Source organism: Pseudomonas sp. C11 (genome assembly GCF_034683865.1).
In the GTDB taxonomy this organism is placed as follows: Bacteria; Pseudomonadota; Gammaproteobacteria; order Pseudomonadales; family Pseudomonadaceae; genus Aquipseudomonas.
Genome location: NZ_JAWIIP010000020.1, coordinates 1 through 20,817 on the forward strand (window position 1 = coordinate 1; position 20,817 = coordinate 20,817).

Consider the following 20,817-nt stretch of genomic DNA (forward strand, 5'->3'; position numbering starts at 1 on the left):
CTTCATTCAACTTAACTTATTGATTAACAAGAAGTTTTTGAAGCGCTTCATCGCTGAAGTGGCGCGCATTCTACATCACCAGAACGAGCTGTAAACCCCTGATATGCAAAAAGTTGCGCATATCGGATCAGCCGTCTTCCCGCCTCCTATATATAGAGGGCAAAACGCTCAGATCACCCCTGCCGTACGTAACTCGACAATTGCCTCTTCGCTCACCCCCAGCAAGCGCTGCAGCAGGGCATCGGTGTGTTCACCCAGCAGCGGCGGTGCCGAGCGATAGACTACAGGTGTCGCAGACAGGCGTAGCGGGCTGGCGACCTGAGGCGTATCACTGCCCAGACCGTTGGGCAGATCGAGACGCAGACCACGCGCCAACACCTGAGGATCGGCAAACACCTGCTGCAGATCATTGATCGGCCCGCAGGGCACTCCAGCCTGCTCCAACAGCTCCACCCACTGCGCCGTTGTCTTGAAGACGGTGACCTGACGAAGTTGCGGGATCAATTCGGCCCGATTGGCCACGCGCGCCTTGTTGGTGGCATAGCGCGGATCATCGGCAAGACCGGCGATACCCGCCACCTCGCAGAACTTGCGGAACTGCCCATCATTCCCCACGGCCAGGATGAAATTGCCATCCGCGCTGGGGAAGTCCTGGTAGGGGACGATATTAGGATGCGCATTACCCAGACGCTTGGGCGATACACCGGTTGCCAGGTAATTCATGGCCTGATTGGCCAGGCAGGCGACCTGCACATCGAGCAAGGCCACATCGATATGCTGACCAACGCCGGACTGCTCACGCTGATTCAACGCAGCCAATACCCCCACGGTCGCGTACAGGCCGGTGAGAATATCGGTCAGCGCCACCCCGACCTTCACCGGCCCGGCGCCCTCCTCCCCTTCCGGCCGACCAGTCAGACTCATCAAGCCACCCAGCCCCTGGATCATGAAATCGTAGCCGGCACGCTTGGCGTATGGGCCGGTCTGACCGAACCCTGTAATGGAGCAGTAGATCAGGCGCGGATTGATCGCCTTCAGCGACTCGTAGTCGAGGCCATAGGCGGCCAGACCACCCACCTTGAAGTTTTCCAGCAGCACATCGCATTGGGCGACCAGTTCACGCACCAGGCGCTGCCCCTCGGGCTGGGTGAAATCCAAGGTCAGTGACTGCTTGTTGCGGTTGGCGCTCTGGAAGTAAGCCGCCTCGCGCGAATCGTTACCCTCGGCGTCCTTTATATAAGGAGGCCCCCAGTGCCGAGTGTCGTCACCGGTTCCCGGCCGCTCGACCTTGATCACATCGGCACCGAGATCGCCGAGGATCTGCCCACACCAGGGGCCGGCGAGTACGCGAGAAAGATCGAGCACACGGATATGGGACAAGGCACCGGACATGGAGATTCTCCGCAGGGTGCGTCAGGCGCACCCTGGATCAATGAGAGACGTAACGACTTAGAAGAACGCCTGGATACCGGTCTGCGCACGACCCAGGATGAGCGCGTGCACGTCGTGGGTGCCCTCGTAGGTGTTGACCACCTCGAGGTTGACCAGATGCCGGGCGATACCGAATTCGTCGCTGATGCCATTGCCGCCGAGCATATCGCGCGCCATGCGTGCGACATCCAATGCCTTGCCACAGCTGTTGCGCTTCATGATCGAGGTGATCTCCACAGCAGCGGTACCCTCGTCCTTCATCCGACCGAGACGCAGGCAACCTTGCAGGGCCAGGGTAATCTCGGTCTGCATGTCGGCCAGCTTCTTCTGGATCAGCTGGTTGGCCGCCAGAGGGCGACCGAATTGATTGCGGTCGAGCACATACTGACGTGCGGTGTGCCAGCAGAACTCAGCGGCGCCCAATGCGCCCCAACTGATGCCGTAACGGGCCGAGTTCAGGCAGGTGAACGGGCCACGCAGGCCGCGGACGTCCGGGAAGGCGTTCTCTTCAGGGCAGAACACGTTGTCCATGACGATTTCACCAGTGATCGACGCACGCAAGCCAACCTTGCCGTGAATCGCCGGAGCGGAGAGGCCTTGCCAGCCTTTTTCCAGGACGAAGCCTCGAATCTCGCCGGCATCGTCCTTGGCCCAGACCACGAATACATCGGCAATGGGGCTGTTGGTGATCCACATCTTGCTGCCGGTCAGGCGATAGCCGCCTTCGACCTTCTTGGCACGCGTGACCATGGAACCGGGATCGGAACCGTGGTTCGGCTCGGTCAGACCGAAGCAGCCGATGTACTCGCCGCTGGCCAGTTTGGGCAGGTACTTCTGCTTGGTCGCCTCGTTACCGAACTCGTTGATCGGCACCATCACCAGGGAGGACTGCACGCTCATCATCGAGCGGTAGCCGGAATCGATACGCTCCACCTCACGGGCGATCAGGCCATAGCACACGTAGTTCAGACCACTGCCACCGTAGGCTTCGGGGATGGTGGCGCCAAGCAGGCCGGTTTCGCCCATCTCGCGGAAGATCTTCGGATCGGTCTGCTCGTGACGGAAGGCTTCCAGCACGCGCGGCGCCAGCTTGTCGTCAGCGAACTGTTGCGCACTGTCACGCACCATGCGCTCTTCTTCCGTCAGTTGCTGATCCAGCAGCAGCGGGTCGATCCAGTTGAAGCTTGCCTTGGCCATCGCGAGAACCCTCGAAACAGGTGAATGAGCGGTCGAGCCAGTCGACCCAGGAATGGCATTGATCCTAGGCCCACTGTGGAGACAGGACAAACGCAGAATTCGCACAGACCTGTGCTTTTTTATCACTTCGAGATAGCTTAACTGCCTGAATAGAACATCGCTGAATGAGGCTTTCGCACAAATGCGCCGCAAGATCCCCAGCACCGCCGCCCTGGTAGCCTTCGAGTCGGCCGCTCGCCACCAGAGCTTCACCAAGGCAGCTGATGAACTGAGCCTGACGCAAAGCGCGATCTGCCGGCAGATCGGCGGGCTGGAAAGCTTTCTCAATGTCGAGCTATTCCGCCGTTCACGGCGCGGCGTCGTATTGACCGAAGCGGGCGTCGCCTACAGCCGCAAGGTGGCCGCGCAGCTCGATGCAGTAGAGCGAGATACCCTGGCGCTGATGGGCAACCAGGGCACCAGCAGTATCGAACTGGCTGTCGTACCGACCTTTGGTACGCAGTGGCTGCTGCCGCGCTTGCGGACTTTCCAGCAGTTGCACCCGGAAGTGACAGTGCATCTGACCAACCGTACACGCCCCTTCCTGTTCGCCGACACTCACTTCGATGCGGCTATTTATTACGGCGATGCCGAGTGGTCAGGTACCGAAGCGCACTTCCTCATGCATGAACACCTGCTACCGGTTTGCAGCCCAACACTGCTGGGCGATACCCCGGTCGATGCCGAACGCATCGCAACACTTCCTCTGCTGCAGCAAACCACTCGCCCCTATGCCTGGCGCCAATGGTTCGCCGCCCAAGGCATGAGCGTTGCGCGCGATATGACCGGCCCGCGCCTGGAACTGTTCTCCATGCTGGCACAGGCAGCACAGCACGAGATGGGCGTCGCTCTGATCCCGCCGTTTCTGATTCAGCGCGAGCTGCAAGACGGCAGCCTGGTCGTCGCGCTCGATCGCGCCGTTCCCCACAACGACCGCGCCTACTACCTGATGGTGCCGGAGCGGAAGGCCGAATCCACGGCACTCAAGGCCTTTCGTGACTGGCTGCTGCTGCAGGCAGCGGCCTATCGTAGCGAGTGAAATAACAGGCAGGCGCGACCAAAACCAAAACAGACAACAAAAAACAGACCATCATGCGACTAGTAGCGACGCAAGGGTCACACTACAACGCCATCTTCCAGTCAATCCGCGCCAACCCAGTACTTTCGGGGCATTCCACTATTTCGAACGCTCCCGTTCGCAACTCTTCACACTTGTGCCGATGCGACCAACGGTCATTCGCCTGATGAATGATAAAAACGCGCTAAGGCCTGTGAAACCAGCCTCTCCCTCAGAAATGACGCGGCCTGCACGCAGTATAAAAATCTCTCATAGACCCATTACTTGTAGTAATCCATTTTTTTTACTCCATAACTTCTTGTAAGGGTCTGCATTCGATTGCACAATCGCCGCGCCCGCCATCATCCGGCAGGTTTTGTGCTGATCCCCAATCGCCAGTGCGCCAGCGCAGTGCACCGGTTCACCAAAAAGATCACGCAGGAGATTAGAAGTGCACATTGGTGTTCCTCTCGAAACCCATGCTGGGGAGACGCGGGTAGCCGCGACGCCCGAGACCGTCAAGAAGCTGGTTGGCCAGGGCCACCAGGTGACCGTCCAGGCCGGTGCAGGTATTAGTGCCAGCATCCCGGACAGCGCCTATGAAGCTGCTGGCGCCACCATTGGCAACGACTCCGCCGCACTCGGCGCGGATCTGGTGCTGAAGGTGGTCGCACCGACCGATGCAGAACTGGCGCACATGAAAACCGGCGCTGTGCTGGTCGGCATGCTCAACCCGTTCTGCAACGACACCATTGCGCGCATGAATGCCCGTGGCATCACTGCCTTTGCCCTGGAAGCCGCACCACGTACCTCCCGCGCGCAGAGCCTGGACGTGCTGAGCTCGCAGGCCAACATCGCCGGCTACAAGGCCGTCATGCTCGCCGCCAACCACTACCCGCGCTTCATGCCGATGCTGATGACCGCTGCCGGTACCGTGAAGGCCGCGCGCGTGCTGATTCTCGGCGCTGGCGTTGCCGGCCTGCAGGCCATCGCCACGGCCAAGCGCCTGGGTGCAGTGATCGAAGCTTCCGATGTGCGTCCTGCGGTTAAGGAGCAGATCGAGTCGCTCGGCGCCAAGTTCGTCGACGTTCCCTTCGAGACCGATGAGGAGCGCGAATGCGCTCAGGGCGTGGGCGGCTATGCCCGACCGATGCCGCAGTCCTGGATGGAGCGCCAGGCCAAGGCCGTGCACGAACGCGCCAAACAGGCCGATATCGTCATCACCACTGCGCTGATTCCGGGCCGCAAGGCACCGACCCTGCTGCATGAGGCGACCGTGCGAGAGATGAAGCCCGGCTCCGTGGTCATCGACCTGGCGGCGGCCCAAGGTGGCAACTGCCCGCTGACCGAAGCCGATCAGGTGGTGATCAAGCACGGCGTCACCTTCGTCGGCCACACCAATCTGGCCGCACTGGTACCGGCAGACGCCTCGGCACTGTACGCACGCAACCTGCTGGACTTCCTCAAGCTCGTGATCGACAAGGAAGGCCAGTTCCAGCTCAACCTCGAAGACGACATCGTCGCGGCCTGCCTGATGTGCAATGCCGGCGAAGTCGTGCGCAAGAACGGCTAAGGAGTAGGGACATGGATCTGATTTCCGACGGTATCTACAACCTGATCATCTTCGTGCTGGCCATCTATGTCGGCTATCACGTGGTGTGGAACGTCACACCGGCCCTGCACACCCCACTGATGGCCGTGACCAACGCCATTTCCGCCATCGTCATCGTCGGCGCCATGCTGGCCGCCGCGCTCACCGTCACTCCGCTGGGCAAGGCCATGGGCACCCTGGCCGTGGCGCTGGCGGCGGTGAACGTGTTCGGTGGCTTCCTGGTTACCCGACGCATGCTGGAAATGTTCAAGAAGAAAGCGCCGAAAGCGCCTGTGGAGAAACACTGACCATGAGCATGAACCTGATCACTGTTCTCTACCTCGTCGCCTCGGTGTGCTTCATCCAGGCGCTCAAGGGTCTGTCGCACCCGACCACGTCGCGACGCGGCAACCTGTTCGGCATGGTCGGCATGGCACTGGCAGTGGCCACCACTGTCGGCCTGATCTACAAGCTCGGCGCCGAACTGGCCGTGCAGGGCATCGGCTTCGTCATCGTCGGTCTGCTGGTCGGTGGTACCGCGGGCTCGATCATGGCCAAGCGCGTCGAGATGACCAAGATGCCGGAACTGGTCGCTTTCATGCACAGCATGATCGGCCTGGCTGCCGTGTTCATCGCCATTGCCGCTGTCGTCGAGCCGCAGTCGCTGGGTATCGTCGCCGCACTGGGTGATGCCATCCCTTCCGGCAACCGCCTGGAGCTGTTCCTCGGTGCCGCCATCGGCGCTATCACCTTCTCCGGTTCGGTCATCGCCTTCGGCAAGCTGTCCGGCAAGTACAAGTTCCGTCTGTTCCAGGGCGCCCCGGTGGTCTTCAAGGGCCAGCACATGGTCAACCTGGTGGTCGGTCTGGCCATTGTGGCACTGGGTCTGTATTTCACCTTCACCGGTGACATCCGCGCCTTCGCCATCGTGGTCGCACTGGCCTTCATCATCGGCGTGCTGATCATCATCCCTATCGGGGGTGCCGACATGCCGGTAGTGGTGTCGATGCTCAACAGCTACTCGGGCTGGGCGGCGGCCGGTATCGGCTTCTCGCTGAACAACTCGATGCTGATCGTCGCCGGCTCGCTGGTGGGCTCTTCGGGCGCCATCCTCTCGTACATCATGTGCAAGGCGATGAACCGCTCGTTCTTCAACGTCATCCTCGGTGGCTTCGGCGCCAATGCCGATGCTGGCGGCCCGGCGGGCGCGCAACAGGAGCGCAACGTCAAGTCGGGTTCTTCCGACGACGCCGCCTTCCTGCTGACCAATGCCGATACCGTGGTCATCGTCCCCGGTTACGGCCTGGCCGTGGCCCGCGCCCAGCACGCACTGATGGAACTGGCCGAGAAGCTGACCCACCGCGGCGTCACCGTGAAGTATGCGATCCACCCGGTCGCCGGCCGTATGCCCGGCCACATGAACGTGCTGCTGGCCGAGGCCGAAGTGCCGTACGAGCAGGTGTTCGAGATGGAAGACATCAACTCCGAGTTCGGCCAGACCGACGTGGTGCTGGTGCTCGGCGCCAACGACGTGGTCAACCCGGCCGCGAAGAACGATCCGAAGTCGCCGATCGCCGGCATGCCGATCCTCGAGGCCTACAAAGCCAAGACCGTGATCGTCAACAAGCGCTCGATGGCCAGCGGTTACGCCGGCCTGGACAACGAACTGTTCTACATGGACAAAACCATGATGGTCTTCGGCGACGCCAAGAAGGTGATCGAGGACATGGTCAAGGCCGTCGAATAAACGCTGACCACCCCGACAGGAAACCCGGCCTAGAGCCGGGTTTTTTGTGCCCGATATCTCAGAAAAAATTGATTCACAGGTCAAAAACAACAACCGATCAATTTCAAACTGTACTGCTCGAAAGACCATATTTTATGGGTTGCACCCAGTTAAAAACACTGCCAATAACGGTTGCACCCAGTCTTTTCACTTATCACCAGTACAGATAGTCCAATTAATGGCAACACAGTTACAAAGCAACCTATCTAATAGCACAACAATTTTCTCCATCTGTGACTACTGGGTTCAGCGCCCGCTCGGGATAATTTGCCCATCGACAGCAAACACACCCCGCCACAAGCGGAAGGAAGACCACCATGGAACGTACCCTCAGTTCCGCCCTGCTCCAAACTCACAGTGTTGCCAGTGACAAATCCCCCTGGCCGCTTCGCCTGATCGCCACTCTCACCCTGTGGCAGCGCCGCATCGTCAGCCGCCGTCAACTGGCTCGACTGGATGCTCGCCTGCTGGCAGACGCTGGCATCAGCGAAAATCAGCGTTACAGCGAACTGCAAAAGCCGTTCTGGCGCTGATACACCGCTTTGCTCCATCCCATCTGGGATCTTCTGAGAGCTCCACCGTCTCTGCTGCGGTGGGGCTTTCGTTTTATCTGCGCCCTGCAATTTCGCCATCCGCCAGTACAGTGACCATCACTGCTGGATTGGATACGCGTCTTCGTCCCTCTTTGTATCTGCCCGTAAATCCTGTCCGCTCGCTCGGCGATGCTCGCCACTTCCTGTCTAGAGCGAACACCGCGATGCATTCCTGTGCCGCTCTGGCGCAGCGCCAGCAATGCAGCCACCTGCCGTACTGGGCTAAGCTGCGGCCGCGGGCCACTGGGGCCCGTTTCCCGGAGTACAGCCTCATGCACCTGAAGAAATCCCTGATCGCCCTTTTGACGACTCTGGGCCTGGCAAGCGGCGCGCATGCCAGCAGCCTGGTGGCCACCACCGACACCCTGCTGGGCGCCGCTGCCGGTACGGTCGACAGCCTCTCCGACGCAACCAGCTCCCTGCGCGATGCCAAGGTGGTACGCGCCGCGCGTGACGATGCCGCCAGTTTCGTTGCCAGCGCCGGCAGCCTGCGTGGCGCACGCCTCGAAGCAGCTCTGCAAGTGCTGCGGCCACGTCACCCGGATGCCAGCGATGCGCAACTCGCCGAAGCCATTCTGGCGCGGCCCGGAAGCTGATCGACATCGGCTTGGCCCTGCACGGCGATTCCGCTAGCCTTAGCGCCCGTTGACGAAGCACACGGCGCCACGGAACTGCCCATCGACCGCTTCGTCCAAGCTCTCAATCGTCGTTCTCCGGAGTCATCCCATGCGTCGCTCGCTTATCGCCGCCGCCACCGTCTGCGCCCTGTTCAGCGCCTTCACCCAGGCGCAAACCGTGGTCGCCACCAGCAACATCGTGGTGCGTGCCCTGGATCGCAGCATCAACTTCACCTCGGACACCACCACCTCGATACGCGACATGAAGGTGGTGACCCAGGCCCGCGAGGACGCGGCCAGCTTCGTCGCCAGCTCCGGTGAAATTCGCGGTGCCCAGCTCGAAGCGGCGCTGCAGACCCTGCGCCAGCAACTGCCCGAAGCCCAGACAGCCACCGACCTGCAACTGGCCGAAGCCATTCTCGCGCTGTGATTCGCCTCGCCGCCTGGTGCTGGGCAGCGCTGCTGACCCTGGCTACGGCCCATGCCCAGGCGGCACTCAGGCTGGAACTGGATAGCCACGGCCTGAACGAGGCCGAGCGCCAGGCCAGCCAGGCCCTGCTCGACGAAGCGCGGGCGGCCTTACCGCCAGTCTTCGTCGAACGCCTCAACCGCACGGTGCCAGTACGCTGGCAGGAAGGCCTCGACGTCGCTGTATACGGCCAGGTTGGTCGCACCACCGGTATCGAGCTCAACGCCAGCCTGCTACCCGCGCTGGTCGACGGCTCGGCAGCGCACAACCTGACAGGGCGAGCACACGGCAGCCAACGTCGTGAACTGCTTGCCACGCTGCTCCATGAACTGACCCACCTGTATGACCGCGCCCGGCTCTGGCCTGCCGCGCAGCGCCGGCAGATCAGCCAATGCCGGCAACGCGCCCAATCCACAGGGCTGGTCGGCCTGCCGGGCGAGTGCCGCGGGCAGACCGAACGCCGCTTCACCCTCAGCGACGATCCACGCCTGCTCGACCTGGCCGGCTGGCCACAACGAGTCGGCCAACGCGGCGCCCGCGATCATGACAACGGCCAGGTCGCCCGCAGCCCGGACAGCTACGAGCTGAGCAACCCGCTGGAGTTCGTCGCGGTCAACCTCGAATACTTCCTGCTCGACCCCAGCTATGCCTGCCGCCGCCCGTCGCTGGCGGGTTATTTCCGCGAACATTTCGACTGGGCGCCGCCGGGCCAGCCCTGTGCCGAGGGCTACGCCTATCTCAATGCCGGGCGCGACTTCGCTCGCCAACCGCTGGAGCGCATCGACCCCGAGCGGGTCTACGCGGTGGACTACCTGTTGGCCGAAGCCAACGACGCCTGGATGAGCCGCTGGGGCCACAGCATGTTGCGCCTGGTGATTTGCGCTCCCGGGCGGCCACGTGGCCCGGATTGCCGATTGGATCTCGACCAGCATCTGGTGCTGTCCTACCGCGCCTTCGTCGGCGATGTGCAACTGTCGAGCTGGGACGGCCTGACCGGCGCCTACCCCTCGCGCCTGTTCGTCCTACCGCTGGAGCAGGTGATCGACGAATACACCAAGGTCGAGCTGCGCAGCTTGGCCTCGGTGCCGCTGCGCCTGTCGCGTGACGAGCTGGAGGCGCTGGTGGCGCGATCGGCCGAGCAGCACTGGAGCTACGACGGCGACTACTACTTCATTTCCAACAACTGTGCGGTCGAGACGCTCAAGCTGCTGCGCAGCGGTACCGGCAATCCACGCCTGCAAGCCCTCGACAGCATCATGCCCAACGGCCTGTTGGAACTGTTGGCGGCGCGCGGCCTGGCCGACACCTCGGTGCTGGATGACCCACGCGAAGCCCTGCGCCTAGGCTACCGCTTCGACTCCTTCCGCGACCGCTACCTGGCCATGTTCGCCGTACTGCGTCAGCGCCTGCCGATTACTCAGGACAGCGTGGAAACCTGGCTGGAGCAACCCGCGCAGCAGCGCCAGCAGTGGTTCGCCCAGGCCGACCTGCGCGCCAGTGCCGCCCTGCTGCTGCTGGAACAGGCTGCCCTGCGCCGCCAGTTGCTGCTGGCTCAGGACGAACTCAAGCGCCGCTACCTGACCGGCCGCGCGGCAAGCGATCCGAGCCTGAACAAGGCGGGCGTCGCGCTGGAGCAGATACTCGCCAACAGTGGCTTTCTCAGTCGCCCGGCTGAGTTGCTCGAAGGCGGTTACGGGCTGCCCCAGCAGCAGGAATGGGAGCACCTGGAGGCGAGCAGCCGCGAGCGCCAGCAGCAACTGCGCCAGCTCAGCGACGAGCTGGATGGCGAGGTACGCAGCCTGCTGCTGCCCGAGCGCCTGGCAGAGCTGGAAGCCAACGAGGCCAATCTGGTGGCCCTAGGCGAACACCTGCGCGCGCTGCACAAGGCCAGCGGCGGGCTGCAATTGCCCTAACCTCGTGAGTGATCCGGGAAGTCATTCTGCCCAGTGCCCGGATTGCATCCGGGCTACGGATCAAGCGACTAAAAAATGATCTCTTCGTTCTCTTCCGGCAGCAGCGGATCGACCGTCAGCCAGGGCAGTCGGCTACCGACCCAGATATGCCGATCCGCCGGCGCCTGCTCAGACTCATCCAGCGTGGCCACGGTCACGTCCAAGGTATCCGGGCTGAGCGAGGTGAACAGAGCCAGATGCGCGCCACAGTCGCCGCAGAAATAGCGCGTGCAACTGGCCGACGAGGCGAACGCCTTCGGCGTGCCGCGTAACCACTGGAACGCCTGGCGCGGCACCGTGACCCAGGTGGTGAGAATGCCGCCCGTGCTGCGCCGGCAGATCGAACAGTGGCAATGCGCACTGTCGTGCAACGACGCCTCGATGCGATAACGCAAGGCGCCGCACTGGCAGCCCCCTTCATGACGCTCGCTCATTCCGCCTCCGTCTTGCATTGCCCCGCCCCGCTGCCCAAGATAGGCGTTCACCACCACCGGGGGTTCCCGTGATCGATCTGTTGCTGGCCCTGTGGCCGTTGTTCGCCATGATAGTTGCCGGCTACTGGCTGCGCTCACGCGAGTTTCCCAGCGAGGCCTTCTGGCCCGGCGCCGAGCGCCTCAACTATTTCATCCTGTTCCCCGCCCTGCTGTTCTCCAGCCTGGCCAAGGCGCCGCTGAACAACCCGGCTCTGCCGCGTCTGGCCCTGGCCGTACTGCTCGGCCTGGGTCTCGCCTGGGTCGCCCTGCTGCTGGTGCGTCGTCTACGCGGCTGGCCAGCCGGGCGCTTCGGCGCTTTTAGCCAGGGCATCCTGCGTTTCAACACCTATCTCGGCCTGGCAGCCGTCGGCAGCCTGTTCGGCCAACCGGGGCTGACCCTGGCCGCGTTGATGCTGGCGTTGATGGTGCCGACGGTGAACGTGTTGTCGGTGTGGTCGCTGACCGCCGAGCGCGGCGTCAGCGCGCGCAGCCTGTTGCTGCCGATCATCAAGAATCCGCTGATCCTCGCCTGTGTCGGCGGCGCCCTGTTCAACCTGACCGGCATCGGCCTGCCCGGCGGCAGCGACCGTTTGCTCAGCCTGCTGGCCGCCGCCAGCCTGCCGCTGGGCCTGCTCTGCGTCGGCGCGGCGCTCAAGCCCGAACAACTGGGCGGCGAGATTCCCGCGCTGGGCTGGAACAGCGCCCTGCGCCTGCTGGCCATGCCGCTGCTGGCCTGCGGCGTGGCCTGGGGGCTGAGCCTGCCGCCCATGGAAAGCGCCGTGCTGGTGCTGTTCTTCGCCCTGCCCACTGCGCCCACTGCCTACGTGCTAACCCGCCAGCTCGGCGGCGACAGCCAGTTGATGGCCGGCATCATCACCCTGCAGACCCTGCTGGCGGCGGGCAGCCTGCTGCTGGTGATGGCCGCTCTGGCGCCCTGATACGGCGCCGCGACTGAAAGCTGTGCGAAAGCGGCCACATCTAGGATGATGCGGCCCTGCGCCACAACGCAGCGGCAACCGACAACAACAAGACAGGTCACGCCCAGGCGCTTCTGACACTCATCCCCGCTGGCGTGCGGCCGCTCGTCGCTGCCGCCAACCCGCAAAATTCAAGAACCGTCAGCAGCCGTGTAACATGCGCCGCCCAGCCGTGCGTGGCTCCCCTCAGCGTTTACGAGAATCGAATATGGAATGGCTCACCAACCCGGAAATCTGGGTCGCCTTCTTCACCCTGGCAGCCCTGGAGATCGTCCTCGGCATCGACAACATCATCATGATCGCCATTCTGGTCGGGCGTATGCCGCCGCACATGCAGGCGCGCACGCGCTTCTTCGGCCTGGCCCTGGCGATGGTCACGCGCATCGGCCTGCTGCTGTCGATCACCTGGATCATGCGCCTGACCAACGACCTGTTCAATCTGTTCGGCCAGGGCATTTCCGGGCGTGACCTGATCCTCTTCTTCGGCGGCCTGTTCCTACTGTGGAAGAGCAGCACCGAGATGTACCACAGCCTCGAAGGCGAAGAAGAAGCCGAGCAAACCGCAGGCAACGGCGCTGCGCGCAACTTCATCGGCACCATCATCCAGATCGCCATCATCGACATCGTGTTCAGCCTGGACTCGGTGATCACCGCCGTCGGCATGGTCTCCCACGTACCGGTGATGGTCGCGGCGATCATCGTCGCCGTACTGGTGATGATGCTGGCGGCCGGCACCATCAGCAGTTTCATCGACAAGCACCCGTCGCTGAAGATGCTGGCGCTGTCCTTCCTGGTGGTGGTCGGCACCGTGCTCATCGCCGAAGCCTTCGAGGTGCACGTGCCCAAGGGTTACGTCTACTTCGCCATGGCCTTCTCGCTCGGCGTGGAAGCGCTGAACATCCGCATGCGCGTGCTGCGCGGGCGCAAGGAAGACCCGGTCAAGCTGCGCAAGGACATTCCCGGCCAGTAAGGCCGATAGCTGACCAGACAACGGGGCCCATGAGGCCCCGTTTTCGTAGGTACCGCGCTGACCATTGATCACGCTCAGCACGAAGGCCCTTGGCGATGACTATGCTTGCCGGCATTCGATCTTCAACAGGGTCATGCCGATGAGCGATGCCAGTGACACCCTCGACGTCTTCCCCTATCTGCAACTGATGCACCAGCACGGCGGCTCCGACCTGTTCTTCAGCGTCGGCGCGCCGCCACACATGAAGGTCGAAGGCCACAGCCAGCCGGTCGGCCAGCGTGTGCTCAAGGCCGGTGAAGTGCAGCAATTGGCCTACCAACTGATGAGCCAGAAGCAGATCGCCGAGTTCGAGCGCGATCTGGAAATGAACCTGGCTGTCAGCCTGCAGGGCGCCGGGCGTTATCGGGTCAACGTCTACTACCAGCGCGGCGAAGTGGCCATGGTGGTGCGCCTGATCAAGAGCCAGATTCCCGGCTTCGAGGCGCTCGGCCTGCCGAAGATGCTGGAGAAGCTGGCACTGCAGGATCGCGGGCTGATTCTGGTCACCGGTGCCGCCGGTTCGGGCAAGTCCACCACCCTGGCGGCGATGCTGGACTTCCGTAACCGCCACCGCAGCGGGCATATCGTCTGCATCGAAGACCCCATCGAATTTCTCCACAGCCACCAGCGCTCGATCATCGACCAGCGCGAAGTGGGCCTGGATACCCACAGCTTCGCCGATGCCCTGCGTAACGTGCTGCGCGAGGCACCGGACGTGATCATGCTCGGCGAGATCCGCGACGCCGCCACCATGCAGCACGCCCTGCATTACGCCGAGACCGGTCACCTGTGCGTGGCCACGCTGCACGCCACCAGCAGCAGCCACGCCATCGAACGCATCGCCCGCTTCTTCCCCGACGAGGCGCGCAAACAGGTGCTGGCCGATGTCGCGCACAACCTGCTGGCCGTGGTCGGTCAGCGCCTGGTGCCGGGCATCGCGCAGAAGCGCGTGGTGGCCGTGGAGCTGATGCTCGGCACGCCCTATATCCGCGACCTGATCCAGCGCGACGAGCTGGAGGAACTACGCGAAGCCATCGCCCGCGCCGCCGAACAAGGCCTGCAGACCTTCGACCAGCACCTGTTCAGCCTGCTCGAAGCCGGGCGCATCAGCCTGGCCGAAGCCTTGAAGTTCGCCGACTCGCGCACCGACCTGAGCCTCAAGTTCAAACTCGAACGCGGCTTCGCCGCCGACGATGCCGAGATGAAAGTGCTACGCGACGGCTGAGCTGAGCGCAGAAACGAACAAGGCAGCCCGAAGGCTGCCTTGTCAGTGACACGCGGCGCGTCAGCTCTCCTTGCGACGACGCTGCAGCCAGACGATCAGGCAGAACAGCAGCAAGGCTGGCAGCCACATCCACTCCTTGGGCCAACGCTCGGTCGGCGCGCGAACGCTGAGGATCTGCTGATCGAACTCAAGGCCGGCTTCGGCGGCCGGGCTGCCAAAGGCAACGCTGTCGATCAGGATCTTGTCGCCGTCTTCGTAGGTCATCAGCCCCAGCTTGTCGAGGCGCGCCTGGCCATCGACCCCCGCCGGTACCGGCAGCAGCACGACGAACTCGCGCGGATCGCCCACCTTGTCTTCACCGCGCACCCACACGCGCAATGAGCTGCCATCCTCGACGCTGTCGAGCGCCTGCGCCAGTTGCGCCGGCGGGATGTCGCGGTAGGGGTCGTGGAGTATGTCCATCCAGAAGCCCGGACGGAACAGGCTGAAGGCCACCAACAGCAACAGCACACTTTCGTACCAGCGGCTGCGCACCAGGAAGAAGCCCTGGGTGCCGGCAGCGAAGATCAGCATGGCGACGGTCGCCACGATGAAGATCAGCACGCCGTGCCAGAAGTCCACGTCGATCAGCAGCAGGTCGGTGTTGAAGATGAACAGGAACGGCAGCGCGGCGGTACGCAGGCTGTAGAAGAACGCCACCAGACCGGTCTTGATCGGGTCGCCCTTGGACACCGCCGCCGCAGCGAACGAGGCCAGCCCCACCGGCGGGGTGACGTCGGCCATGATGCCGAAGTAGAAGACGAACAGGTGCACTGCGATCAACGGCACGATCAACCCGTTCTGCTGCCCCAACGCCACCACTACCGGCGCCAGCAGGCTGGATACCACAATGTAGTTGGCGGTGGTGGGCAGGCCCATGCCGAGGATCAGGCTGAACACCGCCACCAGCATCAACATCAGCAGCAGGTTGCCCATCGACAGCAGCTCGACCAGATCGGCCAGCACCAGGCCGACGCCAGTCTGCGACACCGCACCGACGATGATGCCGGCCGCCGCCGTGGCGATGCCGATACCGATCATGTTGCGCGCACCGGCGATCAGGCCTTCACGCAGGTCGACCACGCCATCCTTGAAGGTGCCGTGGTCGTGGCTGCCATCCTGGCGCATCCAGCTCAGCAGCGGGCGCTGGGTGAGCAGAATGATCACCAGCATCACGCTGCCCCAGAACGCCGACAGACCGGGCGACAGGCGCTCGATCATCAGGCACCAGACCAGCACCACCACCGGCAGCAGAAAGTGCAGGCCGGAAAGCAGCACGGCGCGCGTCTCGGGCAACTCTTCGAGCGGCGCATTGGGGTCTTCGGCTGGCAGCACCGGCACGCTGGCGGCGATTTTCAGCAGACCGAGATAGACCACGGCCAGCAAGGCGCCGATGCCCGGCAAGGCATAGTCGCCCAGCGCCGGCTTGAGCCAACCCAGGCCGTAATACACCGCCAGGGAAATACCGCTGATCAGCGCCGCACCGAAGGCGAAGCCGGTCAGGCGGCGCAGCCAGGGCTTGGGCTGGGCGCTGCCGATGGGTTGCAGGCCGAGCTTGAGCGCTTCCAGATGGACGATGTAGAGCAGTGCGATATAGGAAATCGCAGCCGGCAGGAAGGCGTGCTTGATGATCTCGACATAGGGCATGCCGATGTACTCGACCATCAGGAAGGCCGCAGCGCCCATCACTGGCGGCATGATCTGACCGTTGACCGACGAGGCCACCTCGACCGCGCCGGCCTTCTCCGAGGAAAACCCGGTGCGCTTCATCATCGGGATGGTGAAGGTGCCGGTAGTCACCACGTTGGCGATGGACGAGCCGGAAATCATCCCGGTCAGACCGGAGGCCAGCACCGCCGCCTTGGCCGGGCCACCACGGAAATGGCCGAGCAGGCTGAAAGCCAGCTGGATGAAGTAATGCCCGGCGCCAGCGCGCTCGAGCAGCGCACCGAACAGCACGAAGAGGAACACGAAGCTGGTCGATACGCCGAGGGCGATACCGAATACCCCTTCGGTGGTGATCCATTGGTGGTTGGCCAACGCGTGGAAACTCACCCCGCGATGCGCCAGCAGGCCCGGCATGTAGGGGCCGGCCAGGCTGTAGATGAGGAACACCAGGGCGATGATCGCCAGCGGCGGACCAAGCGCGCGGCGGGTCGCTTCGAGCAACAGCGGGATGCCGATACAGGCGGTGATCAGGTCTTCCGTGGTCAGGCTGCCAGGGCGTAGCGCCAGTTGCTGATAGAAGATGAACAGATAGGCAGCGCTGGCTGCGGCGACCAGGCCGAGGGCGATGTCCAGCAGCGGCACGCGGTCACGTGGCGAGCGCTTGAACGCCGGATAGGCGAGAAACGCCAGCAGCAAGGCGAAGGCCAGGTGAATGGCACGGGTCTGGGTATCGTTGAGCACGCCGAAGCCGAAGATGAAGGGCAGCGGCGACGCAATCCACAACTGGAACAGCGACCAGAGCAGCGCCAGCCCGGCGATGACACGCGCCATCGGCCCCGCAGGCATACGGGCGCCGACATCCTGGGCGATCAGATCTTCGGTGGACAGTTGCTTGTCATGCATGGAGTGAAACCTGCATTCGAATGAATCGGAAAACGGCGAAACCCGCAGGCCTGCGCCACGCGGGTTTCTCTAACGCTAGAAGCGAATCGGACAATGTGCCCGCCAACCGGGGCTGGCGGGCCGCACGGCTTACATCCAGCCGCGTTCCTTGTAGTAACGCACGGCGCCTTCATGCAGCGGCGCGGTCAGACCGACCTTGATCATGTCGGTTTCCTTCAGATCAGCGAATGCCGGGTGCAGACGCTTGAAGCGGTCGATGTTGTCGAAGACCGACTTGACCAGTTGGTAGACCACTTCCGGGTCAGCCTTGGCGCTGGTGGACAGCACGGCCTTGCCGCCGATGGACGGAGTCGGCTGGTCGTTACCCTTGTACAGGCCACCAGGGATGTCCGCCTTGGTGTAGTAGGTCTTCTCGGCCAGCAGCTTGTCGATCTCGGCGCCGGTTACCGGTACCAGAACGGCGTCGGTGGTGGTGGTGGCTTCCTGAATCGCACCGTTGGGATGACCGACGAAGTAGGTCATGGCGTCGATGTTGTTGTCACCCAGGGCGCTGGCCTGCTCGGCCGGCTTCAGCTCGGCAGCCAGGGCGAAGGCGGAACGATCCCAGCCTTTGACGGCCATGATCTCTTCCAGGGTGTCACGCTGACCGGAACCGGGGTTGCCGATGTTGACGCGCTTGCCCTTGAGGTCATCGAAGCTTTTGATGTTGGCATCGCGGCGAGACAGGATGGTGAACACCTCGCTCTGCAGCGAGAACACCGCGCGGATGTCCTCCATCGGGCCTTCGGCCTCGAACGGCGCCGCACCCTTGAGTGCCTTGAACTGGTGGTCGGACTGCATGATGCCGAAGTTGAATTCGCCGCTGCGAATGCCATTCACGTTGGCCACGCCACCGCCACTGGCTGGTGCGTTGCACTTGATGCCGTGCTCAGCCGAGCCACGGTTGAGGAAACGGCAGATGGACTGGCCAGCGACGTAATAGACGCCGGTCTGACCGCCGGTGCCGATGGTGACGAACTTCTCGTCAGCCTGTGCCATACCACCGAGGGTGGTGCCTGCGAGTACGGCAGACAGAGCCCATGCCAAGGATTTGCCTTTCATGGGGGAATCTCCTTTTTCTGTTTTTGTGGAGCCGACCTGCACCTCGTGGGCACATGACGGGAACCGTGAAGTCTAACCGCTCAAGACGAGAATGCACCCCTGATGCGGCCAACGGCTGGTAACCGCTTGTGTAAGGCCGCCCTGCGCTGCCAGCTAAAACAGCTCTGCAATGGGCTTTTCAGCCGTTCGACTTGGTGCCCAAGGCACAAAACCGTACAGTGGACGGCCCGCAACGAGGAGACTCCCCATGAGCCGATTGGCCTCCATCAAGCTCTCCACCCTCGACCTGGCGCTGATCCGTGGCCAGAGCCTGGTGCAACGCAAGCCGGTGGCGAGCATGGAAGGCCTGTGGCTGCCACACGAGCGCCAGGCGGTCAGCGAGTTCCTCGGCCTGGCCGCCATCGGCGGGCCACAGACCGTGCGCAGCCGTCTGGAACAGCTGCTGGAGCAGACCGAAGCGGACGAGCTGATATTCACCTGCGACATGTACGATTTCGCCGACCGCCTACACGCCTTCGACATCCTCGCCGAGCTGCAAAACGCCTAAACCGTCGAACTTGTGCGCGCCAGCACCCTCTCAATGCACAAGGGCTGCCAGCCGGGCGGCCCGCCATCAAGCAATGGGAGAACGCGCATGAAGAAGACAGCATCGGCCCACTGGCAAGGCGGCATCAAGGACGGCAAGGGCACCATCTCCACCCAGAGCGGCGCCCTCAAGGACAATCCTTACGGCTTCAACACACGCTTCGAGAACGCCCCCGGCACCAATCCCGAGGAGCTGATCGGCGCGGCTCACGCAGGCTGCTTCTCCATGGCCCTGTCGAAGGAACTGGGCGAGGCCGGCATGACCGCCGAAAGCATCGACACCAAGGCCGAAGTGACTCTGGACAAGGTCGACGGCGGTTTCGAAATCAGCGCCGTGCACCTGTCACTGCAGGCGAAAATTCCCGGCGCCGACCGCACTGCCTTCGAGCAGGCCGTGGAAACCGCCAAGACCGGCTGCCCGGTCTCCAAGCTGCTCAACGCCAAGATCACCCTGGAAGTCGTGCTCGACAGCTGAATCAATGACGACGGCGCGTGACTCAGATCGCCGTGCCGCAGCGCTCCACTTCACCCCGCGCCAGCACGTTGCGCTGTTCATCGTAGAGCCAGGCCTGCGCCTTCATCAGCCACGGCCGGGCCTCGATGCGATAACGCTGGCCGGGGGCGAAGTCCTTGTAATGCAGAGTGATCTCGCAGGTCATGCGCAGCGGCTCGCTCTGCATGCCCAAAGTAGCGCCGCTGCGCACCTCGAACTGGAAACGCGTCTGCAATTCATGCTCGCCAGGGGTGACCTGGAAGTAGCGACCATCCGGCCAGCGCTTGTCATCCAGGCGGTCAGCCATCAGCAAGGTATCGGCGGTGGAATACAGCTCGACCCAGGCCTGCTGCGGGTCGGGTTTGGGCAGGGGCGAAGCGCAGGCAGTGAGCACCATCAGGGCAGGAGCGAATAGCAGGGCGCGCATGGCGACCTCCGATCAGGGTTCAGACACCAGCCTACACCGGGAGGCCGGCGAAACCGAGACGAAGCACGCAAAAGACGATGCGCGAGCCGAGCGGATCGGCTAGCGTGAGTGCATGCCTGACGTCTCCCCTATCGACTTCCTGCGCCGCCTGGCGGTTCCCCTGCTGGCCCTGCTGTTAAGCGGCTGCTCGACCCTGGATTATTACGCCCATCTCGGCCAGGGCCAGTGGCAACTGCTGCATGCGCGCGAACCTGTCGAGCGCCTGCTCGCCGACCCTGCCACCGACCCGAAGCTGGCCGAACGACTGCGCCTGTCGCAAACCGCGCGGGACTTCGCCAGCGCCCACCTGCACCTGCCGGACAACCGCAGCTATCGCCTCTACGCCGACCTGCATCGACCCTTCGTGGTCTGGAACGTCTTCGCCACCCCGGAGTTCTCCCTCGACCCCAAGCTGCACTGCTTCCCGATCGCCGGCTGCGTCGCCTATCGCGGCTACTACCAGCAAGGGCGGGCACGAGGCGCGGCGGCGCTATTGCGTCAACAGGGCCTGGATACCTATATCGGCGGCGTGGAAGCCTATTCCACGCTGGGCTGGTTCGACGACCCGCTGCTCAGCAGCATGCTGCGCTGGAACGACGAGCGCCTGGTGGCGGTGATCTTCCATGAGCTGGCACACCAGCAGTACTACCTGGCCGGCGACACCGCCTTCAACGAATCCTTCGCCACCTTCGTCGAGCGCGAGGGGCTGCGTCAGTGGCATGTGGCGCGAGGTGAAACACCTCCGGCCAGCGATGATCGCCAGCGCCAGCAGTTCGTCGAGCTGGTACTGGCCAGCCGCGAGCGCTTGCGCCAACTCTATGCCAGTGGCCTGCCAGAACAGGACATGCGCGCGGCCAAGCGGGCCGAATTCGAGCGCCTGCGCCGTGACTATCGGGCGCTGCGTCAGCGTGAATGGGGCGGCCAGGGCCGTTATGACGCCTGGATCGACAGCCCGCTGAACAACGCCAAGCTGCTGCCCTTCGGCCTGTACGACCAGTGGGTGCCGGCTTTTGCTGCGTTGTTCGAGAAGCACGGACGGGATTGGAACGCGTTCTACGCTGCCGTAACGCAGCTTGGTCGGCTCCCGGACGCAGATCGTCAGGCCAGGTTGGAAAGCCTGCTGCAAAACGACTAGAACTGCTGGGC

Annotated in this window: 20 protein-coding genes and 1 pseudogene; 14 read left to right on the forward strand and 7 right to left on the reverse strand. The window is 63.3% G+C overall.

The features are described from left to right. Nucleotides 1-168: 168 nt before the first annotated feature. Both VC352_RS23300 and VC352_RS23305 read right to left on the reverse strand, forming a co-directional pair. Entirely contained in the window at nt 169-1,392 is a 1,224-nt protein-coding gene (locus VC352_RS23300; protein WP_322981882.1) for a CaiB/BaiF CoA-transferase family protein, read from the reverse strand. A 57-nt stretch (nt 1,393-1,449) separates the two neighbouring features. Next, nucleotides 1,450-2,628, reverse strand: coding sequence for an acyl-CoA dehydrogenase (locus tag VC352_RS23305; RefSeq protein WP_322981883.1), 1,179 nt, complete (start codon nt 2,626-2,628; stop codon nt 1,450-1,452). Between the two features lie 181 nt (nt 2,629-2,809). On the opposite strand from VC352_RS23305, the gene VC352_RS23310 reads away from it, so the two are divergent. Beyond that, nucleotides 2,810-3,706 (forward strand): LysR family transcriptional regulator, encoded by an 897-nt coding sequence (locus tag VC352_RS23310; RefSeq protein ID WP_322981884.1) that lies wholly within the window; start codon nt 2,810-2,812, stop codon nt 3,704-3,706. Between the two features lie 288 nt (nt 3,707-3,994). Here the strand turns inward: VC352_RS23310 and VC352_RS23315 are convergent, their stop codons facing one another. Then, nucleotides 3,995-4,183 carry a hypothetical protein gene (locus VC352_RS23315; RefSeq protein ID WP_322981885.1) on the reverse strand — a complete coding sequence of 63 codons (189 nt, stop codon included), beginning with the start codon at nt 4,181-4,183 and terminating at the stop codon, nt 3,995-3,997. Between VC352_RS23315 and VC352_RS23320 the strand changes: the two genes are divergently transcribed. The 7 genes from VC352_RS23320 to VC352_RS23350 all read left to right on the forward strand — a co-directional run bounded on the left by VC352_RS23320 (nt 4,176) and on the right by VC352_RS23350 (nt 10,693). After that, complete coding sequence (locus VC352_RS23320; protein ID WP_322981886.1) at nt 4,176-5,297, forward strand: Re/Si-specific NAD(P)(+) transhydrogenase subunit alpha; 1,122 nt, start codon at nt 4,176-4,178, stop codon at nt 5,295-5,297. The two genes, VC352_RS23315 and VC352_RS23320, sit on opposite strands and share 8 nt — an antisense overlap. 11 nt (nt 5,298-5,308) lie before the next feature. Further along, on the forward strand, nt 5,309-5,623 hold the full coding sequence (locus tag VC352_RS23325; protein WP_037054628.1) for an NAD(P) transhydrogenase subunit alpha: 315 nt from the start codon (nt 5,309-5,311) through the stop codon (nt 5,621-5,623). 2 nt (nt 5,624-5,625) lie between these two features. After that, nucleotides 5,626-7,062, forward strand: coding sequence for an NAD(P)(+) transhydrogenase (Re/Si-specific) subunit beta (locus VC352_RS23330; RefSeq protein WP_322981887.1), 1,437 nt, complete (start codon nt 5,626-5,628; stop codon nt 7,060-7,062). Between the two features lie 356 nt (nt 7,063-7,418). Beyond that, nucleotides 7,419-7,634 (forward strand): DUF1127 domain-containing protein, encoded by a 216-nt coding sequence (locus tag VC352_RS23335; protein ID WP_322981888.1) that lies wholly within the window; start codon nt 7,419-7,421, stop codon nt 7,632-7,634. Between the two features lie 332 nt (nt 7,635-7,966). Beyond that, nucleotides 7,967-8,290, forward strand: coding sequence for a DUF2388 domain-containing protein (locus VC352_RS23340; RefSeq protein WP_322981889.1), 324 nt, complete (start codon nt 7,967-7,969; stop codon nt 8,288-8,290). Nucleotides 8,291-8,420: 130 nt separating this feature from the next. Further along, the gene (locus tag VC352_RS23345; protein ID WP_322981890.1) at nt 8,421-8,741 is read left to right on the forward strand and encodes a DUF2388 domain-containing protein; all 321 of its coding nucleotides are present in this window, start codon (nt 8,421-8,423) and stop codon (nt 8,739-8,741) included. Continuing rightward, complete coding sequence (locus VC352_RS23350; RefSeq protein WP_322981891.1) at nt 8,738-10,693, forward strand: DUF4105 domain-containing protein; 1,956 nt, start codon at nt 8,738-8,740, stop codon at nt 10,691-10,693. Before VC352_RS23345 ends, VC352_RS23350 begins: the two co-directional genes overlap by 4 nt. A gap of 68 nt (nt 10,694-10,761) precedes the next feature. Here VC352_RS23350 and VC352_RS23355 read toward each other — a convergent pair whose 3' ends face one another. Further along, nucleotides 10,762-11,166 carry a GFA family protein gene (locus tag VC352_RS23355; protein ID WP_322981892.1) on the reverse strand — a complete coding sequence of 135 codons (405 nt, stop codon included), beginning with the start codon at nt 11,164-11,166 and terminating at the stop codon, nt 10,762-10,764. A 107-nt stretch (nt 11,167-11,273) separates the two neighbouring features. On the opposite strand from VC352_RS23355, the gene VC352_RS23360 reads away from it, so the two are divergent. From VC352_RS23360 to VC352_RS23370, 3 genes are all read left to right on the forward strand, one after another. Continuing rightward, complete coding sequence (locus tag VC352_RS23360; RefSeq protein ID WP_322981947.1) at nt 11,274-12,143, forward strand: AEC family transporter; 870 nt, start codon at nt 11,274-11,276, stop codon at nt 12,141-12,143. Nucleotides 12,144-12,390: 247 nt separating this feature from the next. Continuing rightward, entirely contained in the window at nt 12,391-13,152 is a 762-nt protein-coding gene (locus VC352_RS23365) for a TerC family protein (RefSeq protein ID WP_322981893.1), read from the forward strand. 139 nt (nt 13,153-13,291) lie between these two features. Beyond that, on the forward strand, nt 13,292-14,416 hold the full coding sequence (locus VC352_RS23370) for a PilT/PilU family type 4a pilus ATPase (protein ID WP_416340231.1): 1,125 nt from the start codon (nt 13,292-13,294) through the stop codon (nt 14,414-14,416). 60 nt (nt 14,417-14,476) lie between these two features. Here VC352_RS23370 and VC352_RS23375 read toward each other — a convergent pair whose 3' ends face one another. Beyond that, complete coding sequence (locus tag VC352_RS23375; protein WP_322981895.1) at nt 14,477-17,026, reverse strand: TRAP transporter permease; 2,550 nt, start codon at nt 17,024-17,026, stop codon at nt 14,477-14,479. 129 nt (nt 17,027-17,155) lie between these two features. After that, the gene (locus VC352_RS23380; protein WP_322981896.1) at nt 17,156-18,127 is read right to left on the reverse strand and encodes a TAXI family TRAP transporter solute-binding subunit; all 972 of its coding nucleotides are present in this window, start codon (nt 18,125-18,127) and stop codon (nt 17,156-17,158) included. Nucleotides 18,128-18,413: 286 nt separating this feature from the next. On the opposite strand from VC352_RS23380, the pseudogene VC352_RS23385 reads away from it, so the two are divergent. After that, nucleotides 18,414-18,674 (forward strand): annotated as a pseudogene (locus VC352_RS23385) (LLM class flavin-dependent oxidoreductase); the annotation flags it as partial. Nucleotides 18,675-18,761: 87 nt separating this feature from the next. Further along, nucleotides 18,762-19,187 carry an OsmC family protein gene (locus VC352_RS23390; protein ID WP_322981897.1) on the forward strand — a complete coding sequence of 142 codons (426 nt, stop codon included), beginning with the start codon at nt 18,762-18,764 and terminating at the stop codon, nt 19,185-19,187. Between the two features lie 22 nt (nt 19,188-19,209). On the opposite strand, the gene VC352_RS23395 is transcribed toward VC352_RS23390, so the two are convergent. Next, on the reverse strand, nt 19,210-19,632 hold the full coding sequence (locus VC352_RS23395; protein ID WP_322981898.1) for a hypothetical protein: 423 nt from the start codon (nt 19,630-19,632) through the stop codon (nt 19,210-19,212). 112 nt (nt 19,633-19,744) lie between these two features. On the opposite strand from VC352_RS23395, the gene VC352_RS23400 reads away from it, so the two are divergent. Continuing rightward, the gene (locus VC352_RS23400) at nt 19,745-20,806 is read left to right on the forward strand and encodes an aminopeptidase (protein WP_322981899.1); all 1,062 of its coding nucleotides are present in this window, start codon (nt 19,745-19,747) and stop codon (nt 20,804-20,806) included. The last annotated feature ends 11 nt before the right edge of the window (nt 20,807-20,817 follow it).

Excerpts from the sequence above, each read along its gene's own strand:
- VC352_RS23400 (WP_322981899.1), top strand. The coding sequence starts at position 19,745 with ATGCCTGACGTCTCCCCTATCGACTTCCTGCGCCGCCTGGCGGTTCCC.
- VC352_RS23300 (WP_322981882.1), bottom strand. The coding sequence starts at position 1,392 with ATGTCCGGTGCCTTGTCCCATATCCGTGTGCTCGATCTTTCTCGCGTA.
- VC352_RS23305 (WP_322981883.1), bottom strand. The coding sequence starts at position 2,628 with ATGGCCAAGGCAAGCTTCAACTGGATCGACCCGCTGCTGCTGGATCAG.
- VC352_RS23370 (WP_416340231.1), top strand. The coding sequence starts at position 13,292 with ATGAGCGATGCCAGTGACACCCTCGACGTCTTCCCCTATCTGCAACTG.
- VC352_RS23315 (WP_322981885.1), bottom strand. The coding sequence starts at position 4,183 with ATGTGCACTTCTAATCTCCTGCGTGATCTTTTTGGTGAACCGGTGCAC.
- VC352_RS23365 (WP_322981893.1), top strand. The coding sequence starts at position 12,391 with ATGGAATGGCTCACCAACCCGGAAATCTGGGTCGCCTTCTTCACCCTG.
- VC352_RS23395 (WP_322981898.1), bottom strand. The coding sequence starts at position 19,632 with ATGCGCGCCCTGCTATTCGCTCCTGCCCTGATGGTGCTCACTGCCTGC.
- VC352_RS23380 (WP_322981896.1), bottom strand. The coding sequence starts at position 18,127 with ATGAAAGGCAAATCCTTGGCATGGGCTCTGTCTGCCGTACTCGCAGGC.
- VC352_RS23335 (WP_322981888.1), top strand. The coding sequence starts at position 7,419 with ATGGAACGTACCCTCAGTTCCGCCCTGCTCCAAACTCACAGTGTTGCC.
- VC352_RS23330 (WP_322981887.1), top strand. The coding sequence starts at position 5,626 with ATGAGCATGAACCTGATCACTGTTCTCTACCTCGTCGCCTCGGTGTGC.
- VC352_RS23390 (WP_322981897.1), top strand. The coding sequence starts at position 18,762 with ATGAAGAAGACAGCATCGGCCCACTGGCAAGGCGGCATCAAGGACGGC.
- VC352_RS23310 (WP_322981884.1), top strand. The coding sequence starts at position 2,810 with ATGCGCCGCAAGATCCCCAGCACCGCCGCCCTGGTAGCCTTCGAGTCG.
- VC352_RS23375 (WP_322981895.1), bottom strand. The coding sequence starts at position 17,026 with ATGCATGACAAGCAACTGTCCACCGAAGATCTGATCGCCCAGGATGTC.
- VC352_RS23340 (WP_322981889.1), top strand. The coding sequence starts at position 7,967 with ATGCACCTGAAGAAATCCCTGATCGCCCTTTTGACGACTCTGGGCCTG.
- VC352_RS23325 (WP_037054628.1), top strand. The coding sequence starts at position 5,309 with ATGGATCTGATTTCCGACGGTATCTACAACCTGATCATCTTCGTGCTG.
- VC352_RS23360 (WP_322981947.1), top strand. The coding sequence starts at position 11,274 with ATGATAGTTGCCGGCTACTGGCTGCGCTCACGCGAGTTTCCCAGCGAG.
- VC352_RS23355 (WP_322981892.1), bottom strand. The coding sequence starts at position 11,166 with ATGAGCGAGCGTCATGAAGGGGGCTGCCAGTGCGGCGCCTTGCGTTAT.
- VC352_RS23345 (WP_322981890.1), top strand. The coding sequence starts at position 8,421 with ATGCGTCGCTCGCTTATCGCCGCCGCCACCGTCTGCGCCCTGTTCAGC.